Below are 19,075 nucleotides of genomic sequence, written 5' to 3'. Positions count from 1 at the left end.
CAAGATCAAACTCTCCATGAAAGTTGATGCTTAGGTCATGCTGGTCTTACATTGCGCAGCAGGCCTTGCCTGCCGCGACTTGATATTTCGCGCGTTGTTTTCATTCCATTTTCAAAGGACACTATTTTTGATACTGTCGTGTTTTGGCGACTTTTATAAGATACCATTTTCAATAGTTAATGTCAATGACATTTATAAAATTAATCTGCTGTGTTTCTTTAGAGCAGGAAGCCGTTTGGCGACAATGTGTAATATACCATTATATAAAATAGATAGTCAATAGTTATTGATAAAATTATTATAGAAAAATGATTCTGAAGAATCTGCTTCTATTATATTTACTGTTTATTTATATGGCGCATCTTCTATTATCATGTGAGAAGACAGTTTTTGCAAGCACTTTCATGTGATATAATCATTATATCCGGGAGGTAATAAAATGGCGCTGAAAGCTTCAAATAAAATTAATCGTATTCGAACGTTTGCTTTATCCCTTGTATTTGTAGGTATTTTCATTATGTATATTGGCATCTTTTTCAGGACTTCTCCTATTATAATGACAATCGCTATGATATTAGGCTTTATTTTTGTTATTTCAAGCAGCGTAGTTTATTTTTGGATTGGCATGATTTCTACAAGTACAGTGCAGGTAACCTGTCCCAACTGCAATAAAACAACGAAAATTCTCGGCAGAGTGGACGCATGCATGTACTGTGATGAACCGCTGACTCTTGATAAAACCCTGGAAGGAAAAGAATTTGATTCCGCCTACAATAGAAAGCATACAAAAAGCTGACCCGTCACCGGGCCAGCTTTTTGTATGGATGAATTAATGTCTCGAAATTGGTGCACAGTCAGGACATTTGCCGTAAATCTCCATACGGTGTGTGTTGATCTGAAATCCTGTGACATGTTCTGCAAGTGATTCCACTTCATCCAGACCCGGATAATGAAAATCAACGATCTTTCCGCAATCTGAACAAACAACATGATAATGATCAGATGTTACACAGTCGAAACGGCTTGAGGAATCGCCGTACGATAATTCTCTTACGATCCCTACTTCTTTGAAAACACGAAGATTATTATAAACCGTAGCAACGCTCATATTCGGGAATTTCCCTTCGAGGGCCTTATATATGTCATCTGCGGTCGGGTGGCTCATCGAATCATATAAAAATTCCAAAATAGCATGACGCTGCGGTGTCATGCGGATCTTCGTACTTTTCAATGAATGCACCACTTCCTGAAGGCGTTCGTTCGCCATCGTCATGCACCTCACTTTCTTTTATACAACAATTCTTTAATTATAATTCTTATAATTAAATATTATCCGAATGATCTATCGGTTGTCAATCATTGTCCCTTTGAGGTTTTATGAGACCGGCAGCCCTGAAGCATTTTTCGCGTCTATTAAAAAACTAATAAACCTGTGCGTCCGTTCCTGCTTTTTTCCTTTTTTCTTCTCATAGTCCAGACATATACTTTTCAAGGATTCAGTCAGCACATCTACTTCTTTTTCCTGTATTCCAAATAAAAACGTCGTGCTTCCCTTCCGTAGAAAGCTTCCACTGCTCGAAAGCTTTGTCATCCGATACCCCAGTCTTTTTGTGCGGCTTTCAATCTCATCTACATAATAATCATCTACCACACATATCATTAATTTCATAATGACTGCCCCCTAATATCCTTTTTTAACGTCTACTACATTAATCATAGATTCCGGGTGACGAAGAAATGATTTCAGGTTTTGTTCGAAGATATCCATAGCTCTAGGTATATACCCTGAAGAAATACCTGAAATATGCGGAGTGACCGTTACGTTTTCCATTTCCCAAAACGGATGACTCTCTCCCAGCGGCTCCTGATTAAATACATCCAGAACTGCGTGATGGATGGATCCCTTCTGCAGCGCATCTATAAGATCCTCTTCCAGCACAGTCGCACCTCTTCCGATGTTAATGAATACCGCTTCTTCTTTCATCGCTTCAAATACATGCTGGTCCATTATATTTTCCGTTTCCTCTGTAAGCGGCAGGATGTTCACTACATAATCAGCCGAAGAAACCGCTTCTTTGAGCTGAGAAGTACTGTACATTTTGTCAAAGTAAGAAGCCGCTCCGCCTTTTGTATTTACTCCTGTAGTATGCATGTCAAACCGCTTAACGGCTTTGGCTGCTTCTGTCCCAATCGAGCCCGCTCCGAGAATCGTTACGTTTCTGCCTTCCACCTCAACCGGTACAGCACGGCGGCTCCATATTTTCTCCTGTTCCTGCTTATAGTACTGTTTCCCCTGCCTGGCATGCTGCAGTATTGCAAAAATTGTATACTCTGCCATAGGCTTACCATGGATTCCTTTGACGTTAGTTACTTTTATTCCCTTTTGTTCTATCGCTTCAAACGGCATTTTGTCCATTCCTGCTGAAATAACCATAATCCACTGCAGGCGGGAAGCAGCAGTTATGTCTTCGGCCGTCAGGTCTTCTCCATAGGTAAGAATAATATCCGCTTTATGCAGATGGTCTCTCGCCTCTTCTATAGACTTTGACCAGACAAACACCGCCTCTGGAAAAGATTCGTTTAAATGTTCTTTAATAACCGATTTCATTTTGGTTGTCGATACGATAACTGGTTTATTTTCCATACCCGGAAGACTCCTTTAACGAATGCAGAACCTGTTCTGCGTGATTTTTCACACGAACATTTCTCCACTCTTTTATTAGAATGCCTTCTTCGTTAATTAGAAAAGTAGAGCGGACAATACCCATATATTCTTTACCGAATGTTTTCTTTAGCTGCCAGACCCCGAACGCTTCCGCTGCCGTCTTTTCTTCATCAGACAGTAAAGGGAACGGCAGTCCATGCTTTTCAATAAACGCTTCATGTTTTTTTAATGGATCCGGACTAACACCTAGTACGACGGCATTAGCTTTCTCCCATTCCTCTGATAAGTCTCTGAAATCGCAGGCTTCGGTGGTGCAGCCGGGAGTCATGTCTTTCGGGTAGAAATAGAGTACAATGTTTTTTCCTTTATAATCTTCCAGGGATATGTCTTTTCCACTGCTTGCCGGCAGAGTAACAGACGGTACTTTTTCTCCAATATGTATAGTCAATGGTTTTCCTCCTTATTAGTGGTTGTACATAAATTATTACAGCAACTTCTGCTTTTCGCAACATCGGAAGGGTGGATATGGAAAAATCTTCATTTATATATGCTTTTTCTTTTATTATATAGATAAAAAAAGGAAAAGTAAGATAAAATAGAAAGCTGAACCGTATGACTGCATACTAAAGCCATTTATCAAAAGGATGAGTAAAATGAACAAACGCATAGAATCTGAAGCATTATACAATGAAGCAAAAAATATTATTCTCGGCGGCGTGAACAGCCCTTCCCGATCTTTTAAAGGAGTCGGCGGCGGGACACCTGTGTTTATGAAAAATGGGAAAGGCGCTTATTTGTATGATGAGGATGGAAACAAATACATCGATTATTTAGCGGCTTACGGTCCTATCATTACCGGGCACGGCCATCCCGCTATCACACAGGCTGTTACAAAGGCTGCCGAAAACGGCACGCTCATTGGGGCCCCGACGAAGCTCGAAAACCAGTTCGGACACCTTCTTCGTGATGCCATCCCCTCCCTTGAGAGAGTCCGATTTGTTAATTCCGGCACCGAAGCTGTTATGACTACTATCCGCGTGGCACGTGCCTATACAGGCAAAAATAAAATCATAAAGTTTGAAGGCTGCTATCATGGACATTCCGACCTGGTCCTAGTCGCAGCCGGCTCAGGCCCTTCTACTCTGGGGTCTCCTGATTCTGCCGGAGTTACTAGAAATATAGCAGAAGAAGTGATTACCGTACCTTTCAATGACCTGGACGGCCTGAAAGCCGCATTGGAGCAATGGGGAGATGACATTGCTGCCGTTATGGTAGAACCAATCGTTGGAAATTTCGGTATGGTTATGCCTGAACCTGGTTTCCTCGAAGGCGTAAATGCATTAACCCATCAGGCGGATGCTCTCGTTATTTATGACGAAGTCATTACCGCTTTCCGCTTTATGTATGGCGGTGCCCAAAACCTGCTCGGTGTTACGCCGGACATGACAGCACTTGGTAAAATTATCGGCGGCGGTCTGCCCATTGGCGCCTACGGCGGCAGACAGGATATTATGGAAGAAGTAGCACCGATGGGACCTGCTTATCAGGCAGGGACGATGTCCGGCAACCCTGCCTCCATGAGTTCCGGCATTGCCTGCCTGGAGCTTCTTCAACAGCATGGTCTTTATGAAAACCTTGACCGCCTCGGGGAAAAACTCGAAAAAGGACTTCAGGAGGCTGTGGATGAATACAGTATTCCCGCTTCCATTAATCGAATCAAAGGAGCCCTTACGCTTTATTTCACACCTGATAAAGTGAGAAATTACCAGGATGCCAAGCAGGGCAGTGACGTATTATTTTCCGCCTTCTTTAAAGGCATGCTTGATAAAGGGATTCACCTGGCTCCATCTAAATACGAAGCATGGTTTTTGACGACAGCCCACACAGAGGCTGACATTGATGATACGGTAGAGGCAGCCAGAGAAGTTCTTGCCTCTCTCGCCACTTGATGAAGCCGGTATTATTGTGTATAGTATCGAATGGCTGAAAAATATGCCATCAAATACAGTTCTATAAAGAAAGGAATTATGCATTCCCATGAAATTAGGGGCACGTATATTTAAAACCGGGCTCGCCATCGTTATTGCTATTTACATTTCCACCTGGGCTGGTCTGGAACCTGCTTTTTTTGCTGCCATCTCGGCCACCTTTGCTATTCAGCCTTCTGTTTTCCGATCCTACCAGACTATTCTTGAACAGATTCAGGCTAATATTATTGGGGCCGGCTTAGCTATCATTTTTGCGCTGACGTTCGGATTTGAACCGGTGATTATCGGAGTTACGGTAATGGTAACGATCGCCATTATTTTAAAAATAAGGCTTGATGCTTCTTCTATTCCTATAGCTTTAGTTACAGTTATCATCATTATGGGAAACCCGGCTTCGCAGACTAACTTTCTTATTTTTGCCGGTGAACGGTTCCTCCTTATTTTACTTGGGGTACTGTCGGCTTTTATTGTAAATTTAATTTTTCTGCCGCCCAAGTATGAAACCAAGCTCTATCACAAAATATCAGACCATACCGTGGATGTTATCCGCTGGATTCGTTTAAAAACAAGATTTGAAACGAATCATTATTCCTTGAAAAAGGATCTGCCGGTCATGAACGAAACATCTTTAAAAATAGATAATTTATTTGCACTTTATAAAGAAGAGCGTACGTACTTTTTAAAAAGCAAGTGGAGCAAGGCGCGTAAAATTGTTTTATTCAAAGAAATGATTTCCGCCCACCGCAAAGCGCTCTCCATCCTAAAAACGCTGGATAAACACGAGCACCAGCTTCAAGGCATGCCTGAAGACATGCAGACGTTTATTCAAAGGCAGCTGGATCACTTAACGGAGTATCATGACCGTATTCTCATGCGGTACGTAGGCAAAGTGAATGTGCAGCTGACCGATCGTATGGAAGAAGAAGTAGAATCAGGCGAAAGCCGCCTGACCGATTCATTCATGGACTTGTATGACCAGCAGTATGTAACGCGGGACGAATGGCTTCATCTTCTCCCCGTCGTCTCCCACATTGTAGAATACAACGAACAGCTCGATCATCTGGCGACGTTAGTAGAAAGTTTCTTTAACTATCACCAGAAAGAAAATACCGTCACAATTAAAAATCCGGAAGAATAGCAAAAAGCACGCCCCCTTAGAGGCGTGCTTTTTTACGTATGCTGCACATTATAAAGTTTGTGATACGCACCCTCCGCATTCATCAGCTCTACATGCGAGCCGCTTTCGCTCACTTTTCCATTTTCAATGACGACAATCCGGTCAGCATGGGTAATAGTCGAAAGACGGTGTGCCACAATAAATGTTGTTCTGTCTTTGGATAAAAGGCCCATTGCCTCCTGGATTAGGTGTTCGCTTTCCAAATCAAGTGCCGATGTGGCTTCATCAAATATCAGCATAGGAGGATCCTTAAGAAAAACCCGCGCAATGGCTACTCTCTGCTTTTGACCGCCGGAGAGCTTTACGCCGCGTTCTCCTACCGGAGTATCATACCCCTGCGGAAGGTTCATAATAAACTCGTGGGCATTTGCCGCTTTTGCCGCAGCTATTACTTCCTCATCCCCTGCATCGGGATTCCCCATAAGAATATTTAATTTAACCGAATCGCTGAATAAAATATTATCCTGCAGTACAATTCCTATTTTATCTCGGAGAGAATGTATCGTGTAGTCGCGGATATCGGTTCCGTCCAGCTTGATCGAGCCGCTGCTCACATCATAAAACCTCGGCAAAAGACTTACAAGCGTACTTTTCCCGCCGCCGCTCATACCGACAAGGGCGACGGTTTCTCCCATTTTCACTTGAAGGTTAATATCTTTTAATACTTCTTCTCCACCTTCTTCATAAGCGAATGTTACATGGTCAAACTGAATTTTCCCATCTGTTCTGTGGAGAATTTCAGCGTCTTTTTTATCTTTTATATCGTATTTTTCATCTACAAATTCAAAAACTCTATCCATAGAGGCGATTGACTGTGTAATGGTCGTTGACGAATTCACGAGACGGCGCAATGGGCCGTACAGCCTTTCAATATACGCGATAAACGCTACCATTTCGCCTATCTGCAGCCCTCCATTTATAACAAGGTAGCCGGCTGCCAGAATAACAATCAACGGTGCAATATCTGTAATCGTATTCACGACAGCAAACGTTTTTGCATTCCATTTGGAATGATCTATCGCTTTATCCAGAAAGTTCGTGTTCCGCCTGTCAAACTGGCCCTGCTCATAATCTTCCAGTCCAAAGCTGCGGATCACATTCATCCCCTGCACCCGTTCGTGAAGATGCCCCTGCACATCTGCGAGAGCCTGGGACCGGACTCTTGTTAAGTGACGGAGCCGGGAATAAAAGTATTTAATGGAAAGTGCATATAGCGGAAACAATGACACAGCGACCAGCGTCAGCCAGCCGTTCATCGTCAGCATAATAATGATGACAATGATGATCGTCACCAGGTCCAGCCATACGTTCATTAACCCGGTAATAACAAAGTTCTTTGTCTGCTCTACATCATTAATAACTCTGGAAATCACTTCGCCGGCTTTTCGGTTCGAATAAAAACGGAGACTGAGTTTTTGAATGTGTGCAAACAGCTGATCTCTTATATCATAGAGAACTTTACTGCCGGTCCATTGGGCAAAGTACTGGCGGTAATACTCTACCGGAGGGCGAATGATCAAAAATACAACGATCGCACCGCCAAGCAGCCATAAAAGCGTACTTGTTTTTTCTGCATTGCTTATGCCATCTGCCAAAATCAAATCGTCAATAACATAGGCCATAATAAGAGGAGTTAAAAGAGGAATTCCAAATTTAAGCACTCCAATTAAAATAGTAAATACGATAATCCATTTATATGGTTTAACAAAGGTTAAGTAACGTCGGATACTCCCTTTGACTTTCTGCTTTTTCGGTTTGTCTGTTCCGTATTTCATCGAAAGAATAAATACCTTTCATACCACTGCTCCACAAACTGCGGGGCAAACGGGCCCTTTCCCTGGTAAATCCAGGACTGCAGCTCTCTTACCCCATTCCAGACTTTTTCATCTACCATAGGGGGATAGTTCATTGTTTTGCTGTGCTCTTTGTACTCTTCTTCATCCAGCAAATTGTACGTCATATCCGGCAGCACTTTAATATCAAGATCGTAATCAATATATTTTAATGCCTCTTCATCCCAGACGAAAGGCGTGCCGACATTGCAGTAATAATGGATACCGTCCGAGCGGATCATTCCAATGACGTTAAACCATTTTTCCCAGTGGAAATAGCAGATGGCCGGTTCTCTCGTCCGCCATACTCTGCCGTCTGACTCATGCACAAGAATTCTATCATTGCCGCCGATAATTTCTTTAGAGGTTCCTTTTAAAATAAGGGTCTCTTCCCAAACGCGGTGCAGTGTTCCATTGTGCTTATAGCTCTGTATTTCGATCGTCTTTCCGGTTGCGGGGAATTCCATGCATTTCTCCTTCCTATAGCCTCCATAATTATATTTGTCCTTTGTTTATTGTTGGCCGAAGGACTTTATGTGAGAAGCGATATACCTCCATCAACAATAATAGTCTGCCCGCGGATCATTGAGGCCTGCGGGGAAAGCAGGAACATAACTCCGTTTGCAAGGTCTTCTTTATCTACCATCCGTCCGGCAGGTGTTCTTTTCTTAGCATCTTCAAGCATTTCCTCTTGATTCGGGAAATGATTTAAGGCATCTGTATCGACTACGCCGCCGGATACAGCATTGACTACGATGTTTTTTGAAGCAAGTTCAACCGCCAGATAGCGGGTGAGCGATTCAACCGCCGCTTTGGATACGCCGACCGCTGTATAGTTATCAAGCACTCTCTGGGCTCCAAGTGAACTGAGGCTGACGATAGAGCCGCCGTCGTTTTTTTCCATCAGCTTTGCTGCCTCCTGGCCGCAGAATAAAAGAGCCTTGCTGTTAATACCCATCGTCCAGTCCCAGTGGTTTTCTTCCAGCTCCATGAGCGGCTTTAATACACCGGACGCCGCATTATTTACAAATACGTCCAGCCTTCCGAAATGCTCATCAATCTCTGCAAATAACTCTTTTATTTTTTCTACTTTCCCGACGTTTGCTTTAACGACAAGTACTTCTGCACCTTTTGCACGAAGCTCTTCTGCCGTTTCCTCTGCTGCTTTTTTGCTGCGGGCATAGTTAATGACGATATTATATCCCTGATCTGCCAGCTTATGGGCAATATGCTTTCCTATTCCCCTGCTGCTTCCTGTTACGAGCGCTACCTTATGACTGTTCATCTTTTCTCCTCCATTTTACAATAACACTTTATCCTTACACAGTATAACGTATTTCCTCTTCAAGCAAAAACACCGTCTTTTCGCTTCCTTATTTTTATCATTTTCTTTTATACTGAATGCAGTATGTAAAAGGAGGAGCTCTATTATGATACAACCAGCTGAACGAACAAAATCACTCGGAGCCAGCGTATTTACTGAAATGGCCCGTCATAAGGAAAAAGCAGTCTCTAAAGGCATCGATATGATTGATCTAAGTGTCGGAAGCCCGGACCTGCCGCCCCCGGCCGGTGTCCGTTCTGTTTTATCTGAAGAAGCGGAGCAGGAACACAATTACGGGTACGCGCTGCAGGGTCTGAATGCATTTAACGAAGCAGCCTCAAGCTATTGCAGAGACCGTTTTGATATATCTGTTCACTCCCATGAAGTGTTGCAGCTGCTCGGCTCCCAGGACGGCCTGTCGCACCTGGCACTGGCCTATTTAAATCCCGGGGATTATATTATCATTCCCGATCCCGGTTATCCGATTTATTCTGCCTGCGCAGATCTTGCCGGAGCCTATACATACTCTGTGGCACTTAATGAAGAAAATCAGTTTATGCCTGATATAACTGCCGTGCCTGACCATATTCTGGAACGGACCAAGATTTTTATTATGAATTATCCCGGCAATCCCGCTTCTGCCCGGGCAACAAAAGACTATTTTGAGAAAGTCATTCAGCTGGCACTGAAGCACTCTATCCTCGTTGTTCATGACTTTGCTTACGCAGAGCTCGATTTCACTGAAAATAAACCGCTCAGCATCTTTCATATAGACCAGGCAAAAGAAACAGCGCTTGAGTTTCACTCCCTTTCAAAAAGCTTCAATATGGCCGGGGCCCGTATCGGGTTTGTTACCGGAAAAGAAGAGTTCCTTGAGCCGCTGGCAGATATTAAATCCAATATTGATTACGGCGTGTTTTACCCTATTCAAAAAGCCGCTATTCATGCGCTGCTTTACGAGCAGCCGTTTCTCTATACGCAGAAACAAACATTCAGACACCGCCGCGATGTATTCTGCAGCGCGCTTCATGAACAAGGATGGAACGTGACTGTTCCGGATGGCGGGATGTTTGTCTGGGCAAAGCTTCCTTCTCCCATTACATCAATGGCATTTGCGCTGAAGGCTTTGGAGGCCGGCGTCGTCGTAACGCCGGGCCACGCTTTTGGCAAGGCAGGGGAAGGATATGTGCGGATCGCATTGGTTCAGGAAGAAACCCGGCTTAAAGAAGCGGCTGAACGCCTTACTTCTATTATTTTGTAGTGTATATTTCAGCTTCGATGGGTAAAGAAGGAATAAAGCGCTTTACTTAAAAGGAGAGAGACAAATGCAGAAGAAACGTTATTATGTGGAAATGGAACAGTCAGGTATGGGGCTTTCTGAAGTACAAACCGGCGAAAATACGATACAATATGCTGTCGATGTTACACCGGAAGAAAAAGAAAAACTCGAAAAGCAGATTGATGAAATAAAGCATGAAAATGCCTCCAGCGGAGACATTGTAGCTAGAGCCGTGAATGAAAGAAACGCAGACGCTGCCAAAGATAAGATGCAGGGAAAAATGGATAACCTGTATATTATGATATTTGAATTAGGAACACCGGAAACAAAGGATTTCATTCGTGAAATCCGAAGCGACCTCGTGTAACATGGAAAACCAAATTTCTCTGCCAGCTGAAAAAAACCTATAAAAACGGCCCCCACTATTAGTGGGGGCCGTTTTTCAGCTGTTAACATCTATCTTTCTTGCTACCAGGCCGAAATACTGCCGTCGGTTCTTGATTCTGTTCCAGCTGCATAAACCCCGGAGTCTTTATCCTTCCAGATAATCTGGCCGCGGCCGAAACTGCCCGAATGGTGCGCTGTCTCCATTTGATGCCCTCTGGCTGCAAGCTGTTGGATCGTAGAGGCTGGAAACGCATGCTCAATGCTTACCTTTTTCCCGCTCAGCCACTGCCATCTCGGAGCATCAAGCGCAGCCTGCGGATTCATGCCAAAATCTATCGTATTCATTACCACCTGCATATGGCCCTGCGGCTGCATAAATCCTCCCATTACTCCAAAAGGACCGACCGCTTTTTTCCCTTTTGTGAGAAAACCGGGAATAATCGTATGGTATGTTTTCTTCCCGCCTTCCAGCGCGTTATCATGACCGGGATCCATGGAGAAATTATGCCCTCTGTTCTGCAGAGCAATTCCTGTATCCGGCACAACCGTGCCGGATCCGAATCCCATGTAGTTACTTTGAATGAACGATACCATATTGCCCTCATTGTCAGCGGCGGCCAAGTAAACGGTTCCTCCTTTTGGAGGGATGCCTGCCTGAGGATCCACTGCTTTTTCTCCAATCAGACCGGTTCTTTCTTTTATATAGGCTTCAGATAGAAGAGCGGCAGCGCGTTTTTTCATTTTGGAATCATCTGTAATATATTCCAGACCGTCAGAAAATGCCAGCTTTAACGCTTCTATCTGTTTATGCAGCGTCTCTTCGTTATCTCTTTCTTTTAAAGAATGGCTTTCGATCATTTTCAAAGCCTGCAGTGCGACAAGGCCCTGCCCGTTTGGCGGGATTTCCCACACCTCATATCCTTTATAGGAAACATGAATCGGATCCACCCACTCCGCCCGGAAAGAGGCCAGGTCATCTTTTGAAAGAAAGCCGTCATGGGCAGCGGAGAAATCTGCTATTTCTTCTGCTATACTGCCTTCATAAAACGAACGGTCTCCATCTTCAGCCAGGCGCTTCAGCGTCCTCGCGTGACCCGGTGACTTCCACATTTCCCCGGCCTGAGGCACTTTTCCTCCCGGCATAAATACACGGAACCACTCATCGAACTCTTTGCCTTTCAGCTTTTGTTCAAAAGAAGCCGCTCCTTTCCCCCAAAACTCGGCCAGAACCGGTGACAACGGATATCCATTTTCGGCGTACTCGATCGCCGGCTGCAGCAGATCGGAAAATGGCAGCCTGCCAAAACGAAGGGAAAGCTCTCCCCAGGCAGAAGGTGCGCCCGGAACGGTAACAGGAATCAATCCGTGTACAGGGATTGCTGACAATCCTCTTTTTTTCAATGCAGCGATGGATAAAGAAACTGGCGCCGGCCCGCTTGCATTTAAGCCGTGTAGTTTGTCTTTTATCCACACCAGGGCAAAGGCGTCCCCGCCGATCCCATTTGAAGTCGGCTCTACCACAGTGAGACATGCCGCTGTCGCAATAGCAGCATCAACTGCGTTTCCGCCTTTTTTTAATATGTCCAGGCCGGCCTGCGAAGCAAGCGGCTGGGAGGTAGCTACTACACCATTTTTGGCATAGACCGTAGAACGTTTAGACGCATATGGATTATAGTTCGAATCAAATGTAAGCATATTAGTCCCCTTTTACATATTCATATTTGACTGGCCGCCGTCTACATTAATGCTTGCCCCGATGATCCAGGAGCTTTTTGGCGAAGCAAGAAACAAAGCCGTATTGGCAATTTCTTCTACCGTCCCGAAGCGTCCGGCCGGTATTTCCTGTTTAACAAAAGCCTTCATTTTCTCCGGATCCGCATCTATTCGCTTCTGCCAGTTTCCGCTTGGATGAAGGATAGAGCCGGGAGCAATCGAATTGACACGAATTCCTTTTTTTACAGCTTCATCCGCCAGAGATTTCGTAAAGCTTATTAATGCGGCCTTTGCGTTATTGTATGTAGGCTTTCCTCCTGCCTCCCTTCCGAAAATAGAAGTAATCTGCAGGATCACCCCTTCCTGCTTTTTTATCATCTGCTTATAAGCAAGCTTGCTTAAATGGACAGCGGAGAAATAATTCCATTCCATCGCATGGTAGAAGTCCTCCATATCGGTCTCCAGAACAGAAGTGCCGTTACTGCCTCCCAGATTATTCACAAGAATATCAATGTCTCCCGCTTCATCCAGAAAAGCCTGAAACACATCTTCTCTCTGCTTTTCTTCTGTTAAATCCCCGGTTAAAGGAATAATTGCTGCCTGCTTTGCCGCCATTTCATTTAAGATGTCCGTTGACCGGGCCACTGCCCCAACAATGGCTCCTTCTGCAGCAAATGCCTCTGCAATACCGCGGCCGATTCCTTTTGAGGCACCTGTGACGAGTACTTTTTTTCCTTTGAGCTCCAGATCCATGTTACTTCCCCTCTCCTTTTTGCTGATGCAGTATTTTTTGGTGGGAAACAGGAAAAGCATAGGCCTCCGCTTCTTCCAGCGTCATCCACTTCCAGCGTCCTTCCGCCGGTGTTGTCACTTCACTTTCCACCGTTTCTGCTTCATAAACCGTAATATTCCAGATCAAATGGGAAAAAGCGTGCTCCACATACTGAATAGGTTCTATATTAATGGCTTGCGCACCTATATGATCATTAATAAATACCTGAACCTGTTCTGCCTGCGGTTCTTCTTGTTTTGTTCCTGCATTTGGAAACTCCCACATTTTGGCGAGCAGTCCTTTTTCTTCTCTTTGGTGAAAAAGAAAACGTCCGTCTGGTGATTTCAGCACAACCGCAGCCATTTCCCGGGCTTTCGCCGCTTTCTTCTTTTCTTTAATTGGGAGGATTTGTTCTTTCCCCTGCATCCGGGCTTCACAGAATTCCTGAACAGGACAGAGCAGGCAGCCGGGAGAACGGGGTGTACAAACCATCGCCCCAAGTTCCATAACCGCCTGGTTAAACTGGGAGGGCGGCACATTTTCTAAAAAAGGGGGAAGAGCGGATTCAAATATTTTTCTCGTTTTCGCTTTGCCGATATCTTCTTCAATACATAACAGCCTGGAAAACACCCTCATTACATTGCCATCCACCGCCGGTTCCGGCAATTCATAGGCGATGCTCATAACGGCACCTGCAGTGTAGGGACCCACTCCTTTTAATGAAGAAAACAACTTCGGGTCTGCCGGCACCCTGCCCTCGTATTTCTCATGTACTTCTTTTACAGCATGATGAAGATTACGAACCCTGGAATAATAGCCGAGGCCTTCCCACGCTTTGAGCACCTTTTCCTCTTCTGCTTCCGCTAAATCTTTAATAGAAGGAAATTTCTCCATAAAATTATTAAAATAAGGAATAACCGTGTCTACTTTTGTCTGCTGAAGCATGACTTCAGATACCCATATTCTATAGGGATCCTGGTTTTCCCGCCAAGGCAGAACTCTTTGATTGTGCCCGTACCACTCCAGCAGCTGCTCCTGAAAATTTCCTATATCTATACTATTCCATTTTTCTGTCATTATATCCTCCTGCTGTTGCCATTACTTTTTATTCAGCCGGGAAAATGCCCAGCAGTTCATTCCTGCCGCCCCTTTTTCAAGTAAAGGCAGAAGCCCCCCGAATGTTGTATCCGCTGGATCCCTGCGCCTTTCTTTTATGTATTCATACTCCTTCATGGAAGAAACTTCTATCATTTCTACATACAGCCCCTGTTGATCTGCGGCTTCGTACCATTCCACAGTTCCCGATTCCAGAGCGTCCATTTCCTTTATTACTTTTTCCATTTCAGCCAGGTAGGTTTCCCTGCTTTCTTCCTTTATTTTATACTCCATGAAAATTACGATAGGTTTCTGCATAAACCCCTGTCCTTTCTGCATGCTAAGGCATGTCATCTATAAAAGATCATGTTATAATTTTTAAATAGACTTTTCACATTATATGAACGTTCTTTGAGGAACTGTTCCTGAAGGAGGTACCCTTGGATACTGCAACGCACGTTGTTATGGGTGTAGGAATCGGCGGTCTGGCTACTATGGATCCCGTGATCGCCGAAAATCCTGCTGCTCTTCAAACCGTAATGGCAGCCGTAATTATAGGGTCACAGGCTCCTGATTTCGACACCATACTTAAGCTGAAAAATAACGCGGTCTATATAAGGTATCACCGCGGACCTACTCATTCCATTCCGGCTGTTTTAACATGGCCGCTTCTTATATCCGGCTTCTTTTATATGTTTAACCCGGAAATTTCGTTTCTGCATTTGTGGCTGTGGACATTTTTGGCAGTATTTCTCCATGTGTTTGTGGATATTTTCAATGCATATGGCACTCAGGCTTTGTCTCCGTTTAACAAAAAGTGGATAGGCCTGGGCGTGATTAACATCTTTGATCCGTTTATTTTCTTTGCTCATATTTTTGGCTTTATTGCATGGAGCTATGGCCTCGATCCCGGATGGACCTTTCTTGCCATTTATGCTGTTTTAATTATTTATTATATATGGCGGTATAGAGTAAGAAACAATGTGCTTAGAAAAGCCGCCCATTTCCATCCGGATGCTACTCATTTCTTCATATCCCCTACGTACAATTGGAAAAATTTCCATTTGGTCGTACGGACGAAAGAAAAGCTTCACGTAACAGAATCAAAAGACAAGGTACTCCGTTATTTGGAGAGCTACCCGTTCGAACCGATTCCATCTGATCCGGTTATTAATGCAGCACTGGATGACCGCAACCTTTCTTCCTTTTTATCTTTTTCGCCAACCTACAGATGGCTGGTCAAAGAACTCGATAACGGCTGGGAAGTGAAGTTTATCGATCTGCGGTACCGGAGCAAAGGCTTTTATCCGTTTGTAGCTGTCGTACGGATGAACAAAGAGCTGATTCCTTATACGTCTTACACCGGCTGGATTTTTTCTACAGAAACACTCGAAAAAAAATTAAAACAAGGAGAGCGGCTGCTGTAAAGCGTCGCTCTTTTTTAATGCTTTGTACCGTCAGGCTCATTTAACATTCCGGAAAATTTCTGGTTTGTTGGATTATAGTTGTGCAGGTGAGGGCCGTATTGGCTGATCCACTGAAGCACAATTTTTTCCGTCATTTCTTTTCCCTTGTAATCTCTTCCTGATTTGGCTCTTGTTGCTTCAAAGTCTTCCCACAAGTACTCGACCCACATCTGGGCTTTTGCTGTCGACAGCTTCTCATTTTTACTCAGCAGTATATTTGTCAGCCTGCTAATATGATCATCCATTGTGTTCCACCTCTTTTCCAAGCAGTGATAAAGGAAGTGCTTCTAATTCTTCGCTGCCTTTCCTGAATCCCCAGGCAAACACCCCATTAAAATACTCAATATAAAACGTCGTGTCTTCGTTTTTTACTTCGTAGGCACTTCCTTTAGAGAAGTCTTCAGGATTTATCATATAAGCTTCCGCCAATGTTTTCTTTCTTTCATACACGGCAAGTTCACTGACCATCCCCATCTGTTCGGCTTTTTTTGCTTTTTCGTTCAGATCGGCGATCGCCGATCTTATTTCGTACGCTGTCATCTGACTGTATCGTTTTTCCACTGTTTACTCCCCTATTCTCCGGATACTTTCTGATCCAGAAATCGCTGTATCAGCTGCATGTTAAAGCCTTTTCTATAAAGCTGTTCCTTTACTTTCTGCTGAAGGGTGCGTCCTGTTGCTTTCTTTTCCCATTTACGGAGAATCTTATCGCCGTGAACTTCGAGTCTTTCCCACTCTTCCTCTTCGTCTGGTACAATATCCGCCTCTTCCCAGGCGATAGTAAATATTTCACTGTCGTAACCTTTTTGGCGGAGCGCATCCATCATTTTCTTTTTAAAAATAGTGTGCGCATCTTTCTGCCGCGCTGCTTTTTTTTGAATGATCTTCACGCCTTTATCAATCTGCTTTTCTTTTGTGAATTGTACCAGGGCTTTTTCAGCGAGCTCGGAACCAATTCCTTTTTGTCTCAGGTCACCGGTAATAATTTTCGGTCCTTTATCCGTTGTGTTTATTTTGGTGCGCACAAAAGCTTCCGCAAATGCTTCGTCATCCAGAAACTTATAATCCAGAGCCCGGTTTACCGCTTCTTCCACTGCAGCCGGTGCATATTCTTTCTCAAATAAATACTGCTCCACCTGCCATTTTGTCCGCATGGAAAACGATAGATAGTGAAGAACTGCATTCCATGCCCTTCTCTTTTGGTCAAATGCTTCAATCGCTTCAAGCTCTGTATCACTGAGTTCCAGTCCCTTTTTCAGGCCAAACTCGACAATAGCAGATTCATCCACACTGAAGGCATATTTTTCTTTCCCGTGCTCTTCTGAAAATATGTTATAACGCTGGCTGTTTTTCTGCTGGGTTGTGATTTTTGCAACTTTCATTTCCCACCTCCACTGGCTGTATAGTGATTAACCTATTTCATTAAAGGGTAACTGTTGTGTAATATCCTTTTCGTTTACTATAAATGATGAAGAAATGAGGGTTCCACATGAATATTGCAATAAGCGGCGGAACCGGATTAATCGGATCGGCATTGACCGGTTATCTTACTGCCCAGGGACACCATGTATATATCTTAACAAGAAATACAGAAAACAAACAAAATAAAGAACGTATTACGTTTGTAGAATGGCTTGGTTCTTCCAGTACGCCGGAAAAAGAGCTTCCCGGGCTCGATGCCATCATTAATCTGGCCGGCGCCTCCATTCAAAAGCGCTGGACCGATGACCACAAAAAGGCTATCCTTCAAAGCAGGCTTTCCGCCACACAGGAAATAGAGCGCATAATCGGTGCTTTATCTTCCAAGCCTGAAGTTCTCATAAACGCTTCTGCTGTAGGATACTACGGCATATCCGAGGAAACTGTATTTACAGAATCCAGCAAGCCGGCCGAACGGAATTTCCTGCAGGAAGTTACCGAACAGTGGGAAGAAAAGGCACGCACGGTTGAAAAACACGGTGTACGTCTCGTCCTCGCCCGCTTTGGTCTTATTCTCGACGGTGAAGAAGGAGCACTTCCAATGATGATGCTTCCTTATAAACTATTTACAGGCGGTCCGATTGGAAATGGCCGGCAGTGGTATTCGTGGGTACACCTGCGGGATGTTGTGGAAATGATTGAATTTGCTCTTGAAACAAAAAAAGTAACAGGGCCTATGAATGTGACCGCTCCGGAGCCTTTGCGCATGGATGAATTCGGCCGGACTCTCGGCGCCGTTATGGGAAGACCGCACTGGCTTCCGGTGCCGGGCATCGCTCTTCAAAAAGCGCTTGGTGAAATGAGCGTCCTGATTGTCAACGGACAGAAAGCTCTGCCGGAAAAAGCCATGGAGGCCGGATATACCTTTTCCTACTCTAAATTAGAACCTGCACTTAAGGATCTCTTAAATAAATAAGATGAAAAGCTTCTCTATTAAGAGAGGCTTTTTTTGTCCATTTCTTCATAATACTCTTGTAATGCATACTATACTGAAGGAATCTATAAGCGCAGCCCACTCTATACTCTTCTATCCCTCATAAGCAGGATTAATACCGTTTAATCGCAGCCATTGCCGTTTGATCTTTCCCGGAAACATCCGTATGATAAAATTATACTAATAGAAACGGTAAATATCGCATTGTGGCTTGGCCCCGCCAAGTCATATTTTGTGAGATTTCCTGCTGAAAACCTCTAAAAATGGCACAAAAACACGAGGTTTACGTTTGAAATAATCAAGGTATAGGAATATAAGGCAACTACTAACTTTAAATAAGGGTGGTATACGAAATGGAAGCTAAAATGACGGAGTCGGCTAATGTGATTGATTCATTAACTTTTGATAAACCAATGGTCGAAGATGGAGCGGACATGTGGGAATTAGTTAAAAACTCTACACTTGATCTAAACTCTTCTTATAAATATATTATGATGTGCGAATTTTTCGCCGAGACCTGCGTGGTCGCAAAAGAAAATGATGAATTAGTTGGGTTTGTAACAGCTTTTATCCCGCCTGAAAAGCAGGATACGGTATTTGTATGGCAGGTTGGCGTGGATCCTTCCCAAAGAGGAAAAGGCCTCGCTGTTAAACTTCTTGATGCGGTGCTTGACAGAGAAGCATGTAAAGACGTTAAATACATGGAAGCTACAGTCACTCCTTCCAACGAAGCTTCAAAAGGGTTATTTAAAAAAGTTGCAAGAACACATGAAACAAAATATGAAGTCTTTGAAACGTTCGCTGAAGATCTATTTCCGGACGATGAACATGAAGCAGAGCTTACATTTAAAGTAGGACCGCTTAAATAACAGTTTTTCCCTTCTGCCATTTCTAAAATGGAGAAGGTAACATATATTGAGGTTTCAGAATAATAAGTTAATACTAATCTGAACGATACCCTTTA

Annotated in this window: 22 protein-coding genes; 8 read left to right on the top strand and 14 right to left on the bottom strand. The window is 43.9% G+C overall.

What is annotated here, in order from left to right; translation table 11 throughout:
- The first annotated feature begins 439 nt into the window (after positions 1-439).
- Positions 440-796: a YgzB family protein gene (locus AC5W2J_RS16120; protein WP_120193598.1), complete on the top strand. Its 357-nt coding sequence runs from the start codon at positions 440-442 to the stop codon at positions 794-796.
- A gap of 33 nt (positions 797-829) precedes the next feature.
- Here the strand turns inward: AC5W2J_RS16120 and perR are convergent, their stop codons facing one another.
- From perR to bcp, 4 genes are all read right to left on the bottom strand, one after another.
- Complete coding sequence (gene perR, locus AC5W2J_RS16115) at positions 830-1,267, bottom strand: peroxide-responsive transcriptional repressor PerR (RefSeq protein ID WP_120193967.1); 438 nt, start codon at positions 1,265-1,267, stop codon at positions 830-832.
- A 108-nt stretch (positions 1,268-1,375) separates the two neighbouring features.
- Complete coding sequence (locus tag AC5W2J_RS16110; RefSeq protein ID WP_496060482.1) at positions 1,376-1,669, bottom strand: cyclic-di-AMP receptor; 294 nt, start codon at positions 1,667-1,669, stop codon at positions 1,376-1,378.
- Positions 1,670-1,681: 12 nt separating this feature from the next.
- Positions 1,682-2,644: a D-2-hydroxyacid dehydrogenase gene (locus tag AC5W2J_RS16105; RefSeq protein WP_496060481.1), complete on the bottom strand. Its 963-nt coding sequence runs from the start codon at positions 2,642-2,644 to the stop codon at positions 1,682-1,684.
- Complete coding sequence (gene bcp / locus AC5W2J_RS16100; protein WP_496060480.1) at positions 2,634-3,113, bottom strand: thioredoxin-dependent thiol peroxidase; 480 nt, start codon at positions 3,111-3,113, stop codon at positions 2,634-2,636. The genes AC5W2J_RS16105 and bcp overlap by 11 nt, the downstream gene beginning before the upstream one ends.
- 205 nt (positions 3,114-3,318) lie before the next feature.
- Here bcp and AC5W2J_RS16095 point away from each other — a divergent pair, with 205 nt between their 5' ends.
- Both AC5W2J_RS16095 and AC5W2J_RS16090 read left to right on the top strand, forming a co-directional pair.
- Entirely contained in the window at positions 3,319-4,614 is a 1,296-nt protein-coding gene (locus AC5W2J_RS16095) for a glutamate-1-semialdehyde 2,1-aminomutase (RefSeq protein ID WP_496060479.1), read from the top strand.
- An 88-nt stretch (positions 4,615-4,702) separates the two neighbouring features.
- A complete protein-coding gene (locus AC5W2J_RS16090) occupies positions 4,703-5,791 on the top strand; it encodes an FUSC family protein (RefSeq protein ID WP_496060478.1) in 1,089 nt (362 codons plus the stop codon).
- Between the two features lie 32 nt (positions 5,792-5,823).
- Here the strand turns inward: AC5W2J_RS16090 and AC5W2J_RS16085 are convergent, their stop codons facing one another.
- The 3 genes from AC5W2J_RS16085 to fabL form a co-directional block, all read right to left on the bottom strand.
- Positions 5,824-7,605: an ABC transporter ATP-binding protein gene (locus AC5W2J_RS16085; RefSeq protein ID WP_496060477.1), complete on the bottom strand. Its 1,782-nt coding sequence runs from the start codon at positions 7,603-7,605 to the stop codon at positions 5,824-5,826.
- Positions 7,602-8,129 (bottom strand): nucleoside tri-diphosphate phosphatase, encoded by a 528-nt coding sequence (ntdP, locus tag AC5W2J_RS16080; RefSeq protein WP_496060476.1) that lies wholly within the window; start codon positions 8,127-8,129, stop codon positions 7,602-7,604. Before ntdP ends, AC5W2J_RS16085 begins: the two co-directional genes overlap by 4 nt.
- Positions 8,130-8,194: 65 nt before the next feature.
- Complete coding sequence (gene fabL, locus AC5W2J_RS16075) at positions 8,195-8,947, bottom strand: enoyl-[acyl-carrier-protein] reductase FabL (protein ID WP_496060475.1); 753 nt, start codon at positions 8,945-8,947, stop codon at positions 8,195-8,197.
- A 145-nt stretch (positions 8,948-9,092) separates the two neighbouring features.
- On the opposite strand from fabL, the gene AC5W2J_RS16070 reads away from it, so the two are divergent.
- A complete protein-coding gene (locus AC5W2J_RS16070) occupies positions 9,093-10,247 on the top strand; it encodes an aminotransferase class I/II-fold pyridoxal phosphate-dependent enzyme (protein WP_496060474.1) in 1,155 nt (384 codons plus the stop codon).
- Positions 10,248-10,311: 64 nt separating this feature from the next.
- Positions 10,312-10,632 (top strand): hypothetical protein, encoded by a 321-nt coding sequence (locus tag AC5W2J_RS16065; protein ID WP_496060473.1) that lies wholly within the window; start codon positions 10,312-10,314, stop codon positions 10,630-10,632.
- A gap of 101 nt (positions 10,633-10,733) precedes the next feature.
- Here AC5W2J_RS16065 and AC5W2J_RS16060 read toward each other — a convergent pair whose 3' ends face one another.
- The 4 genes from AC5W2J_RS16060 to AC5W2J_RS16045 are packed head-to-tail and all read right to left on the bottom strand — an operon-like array spanning position 10,734 to position 14,526.
- The gene (locus tag AC5W2J_RS16060; RefSeq protein WP_496060472.1) at positions 10,734-12,347 is read right to left on the bottom strand and encodes a gamma-glutamyltransferase family protein; all 1,614 of its coding nucleotides are present in this window, start codon (positions 12,345-12,347) and stop codon (positions 10,734-10,736) included.
- A 12-nt stretch (positions 12,348-12,359) separates the two neighbouring features.
- On the bottom strand, positions 12,360-13,118 hold the full coding sequence (locus AC5W2J_RS16055; protein WP_496060471.1) for an SDR family NAD(P)-dependent oxidoreductase: 759 nt from the start codon (positions 13,116-13,118) through the stop codon (positions 12,360-12,362).
- Position 13,119: 1 nt separating this feature from the next.
- Entirely contained in the window at positions 13,120-14,214 is a 1,095-nt protein-coding gene (gene mutY, locus AC5W2J_RS16050; protein ID WP_496060470.1) for an A/G-specific adenine glycosylase, read from the bottom strand.
- Positions 14,215-14,235: 21 nt separating this feature from the next.
- Positions 14,236-14,526: a hypothetical protein gene (locus AC5W2J_RS16045; protein WP_496060469.1), complete on the bottom strand. Its 291-nt coding sequence runs from the start codon at positions 14,524-14,526 to the stop codon at positions 14,236-14,238.
- Positions 14,527-14,672: 146 nt separating this feature from the next.
- On the opposite strand from AC5W2J_RS16045, the gene AC5W2J_RS16040 reads away from it, so the two are divergent.
- Entirely contained in the window at positions 14,673-15,659 is a 987-nt protein-coding gene (locus AC5W2J_RS16040) for a metal-dependent hydrolase (RefSeq protein ID WP_496060468.1), read from the top strand.
- A gap of 14 nt (positions 15,660-15,673) precedes the next feature.
- Here the strand turns inward: AC5W2J_RS16040 and AC5W2J_RS16035 are convergent, their stop codons facing one another.
- The 3 genes from AC5W2J_RS16035 to recX are packed head-to-tail and all read right to left on the bottom strand — an operon-like array spanning position 15,674 to position 17,080.
- The gene (locus AC5W2J_RS16035) at positions 15,674-15,943 is read right to left on the bottom strand and encodes a YfhJ family protein (RefSeq protein ID WP_496060467.1); all 270 of its coding nucleotides are present in this window, start codon (positions 15,941-15,943) and stop codon (positions 15,674-15,676) included.
- Positions 15,936-16,259 carry a YfhH family protein gene (locus AC5W2J_RS16030; RefSeq protein ID WP_496060466.1) on the bottom strand — a complete coding sequence of 108 codons (324 nt, stop codon included), beginning with the start codon at positions 16,257-16,259 and terminating at the stop codon, positions 15,936-15,938. The genes AC5W2J_RS16035 and AC5W2J_RS16030 overlap by 8 nt, the downstream gene beginning before the upstream one ends.
- Before the next feature lie 11 nt (positions 16,260-16,270).
- Entirely contained in the window at positions 16,271-17,080 is an 810-nt protein-coding gene (gene recX / locus AC5W2J_RS16025) for a recombination regulator RecX (RefSeq protein ID WP_496060465.1), read from the bottom strand.
- Positions 17,081-17,187: 107 nt separating this feature from the next.
- Here recX and AC5W2J_RS16020 point away from each other — a divergent pair, with 107 nt between their 5' ends.
- The gene (locus AC5W2J_RS16020) at positions 17,188-18,093 is read left to right on the top strand and encodes a TIGR01777 family oxidoreductase (protein ID WP_496060464.1); all 906 of its coding nucleotides are present in this window, start codon (positions 17,188-17,190) and stop codon (positions 18,091-18,093) included.
- A 371-nt stretch (positions 18,094-18,464) separates the two neighbouring features.
- The gene (ectA, locus tag AC5W2J_RS16015) at positions 18,465-18,980 is read left to right on the top strand and encodes a diaminobutyrate acetyltransferase (protein WP_496060463.1); all 516 of its coding nucleotides are present in this window, start codon (positions 18,465-18,467) and stop codon (positions 18,978-18,980) included.
- Positions 18,981-19,075: the final 95 nt, after the last annotated feature.

The sequence above is a fragment of the Sinobaca sp. SA16-1 genome, assembly GCF_059510515.1.
The sequence above is the reverse complement of the archived record's forward strand: the minus strand, read 5'-3'. Positions and strand labels throughout refer to the sequence as shown.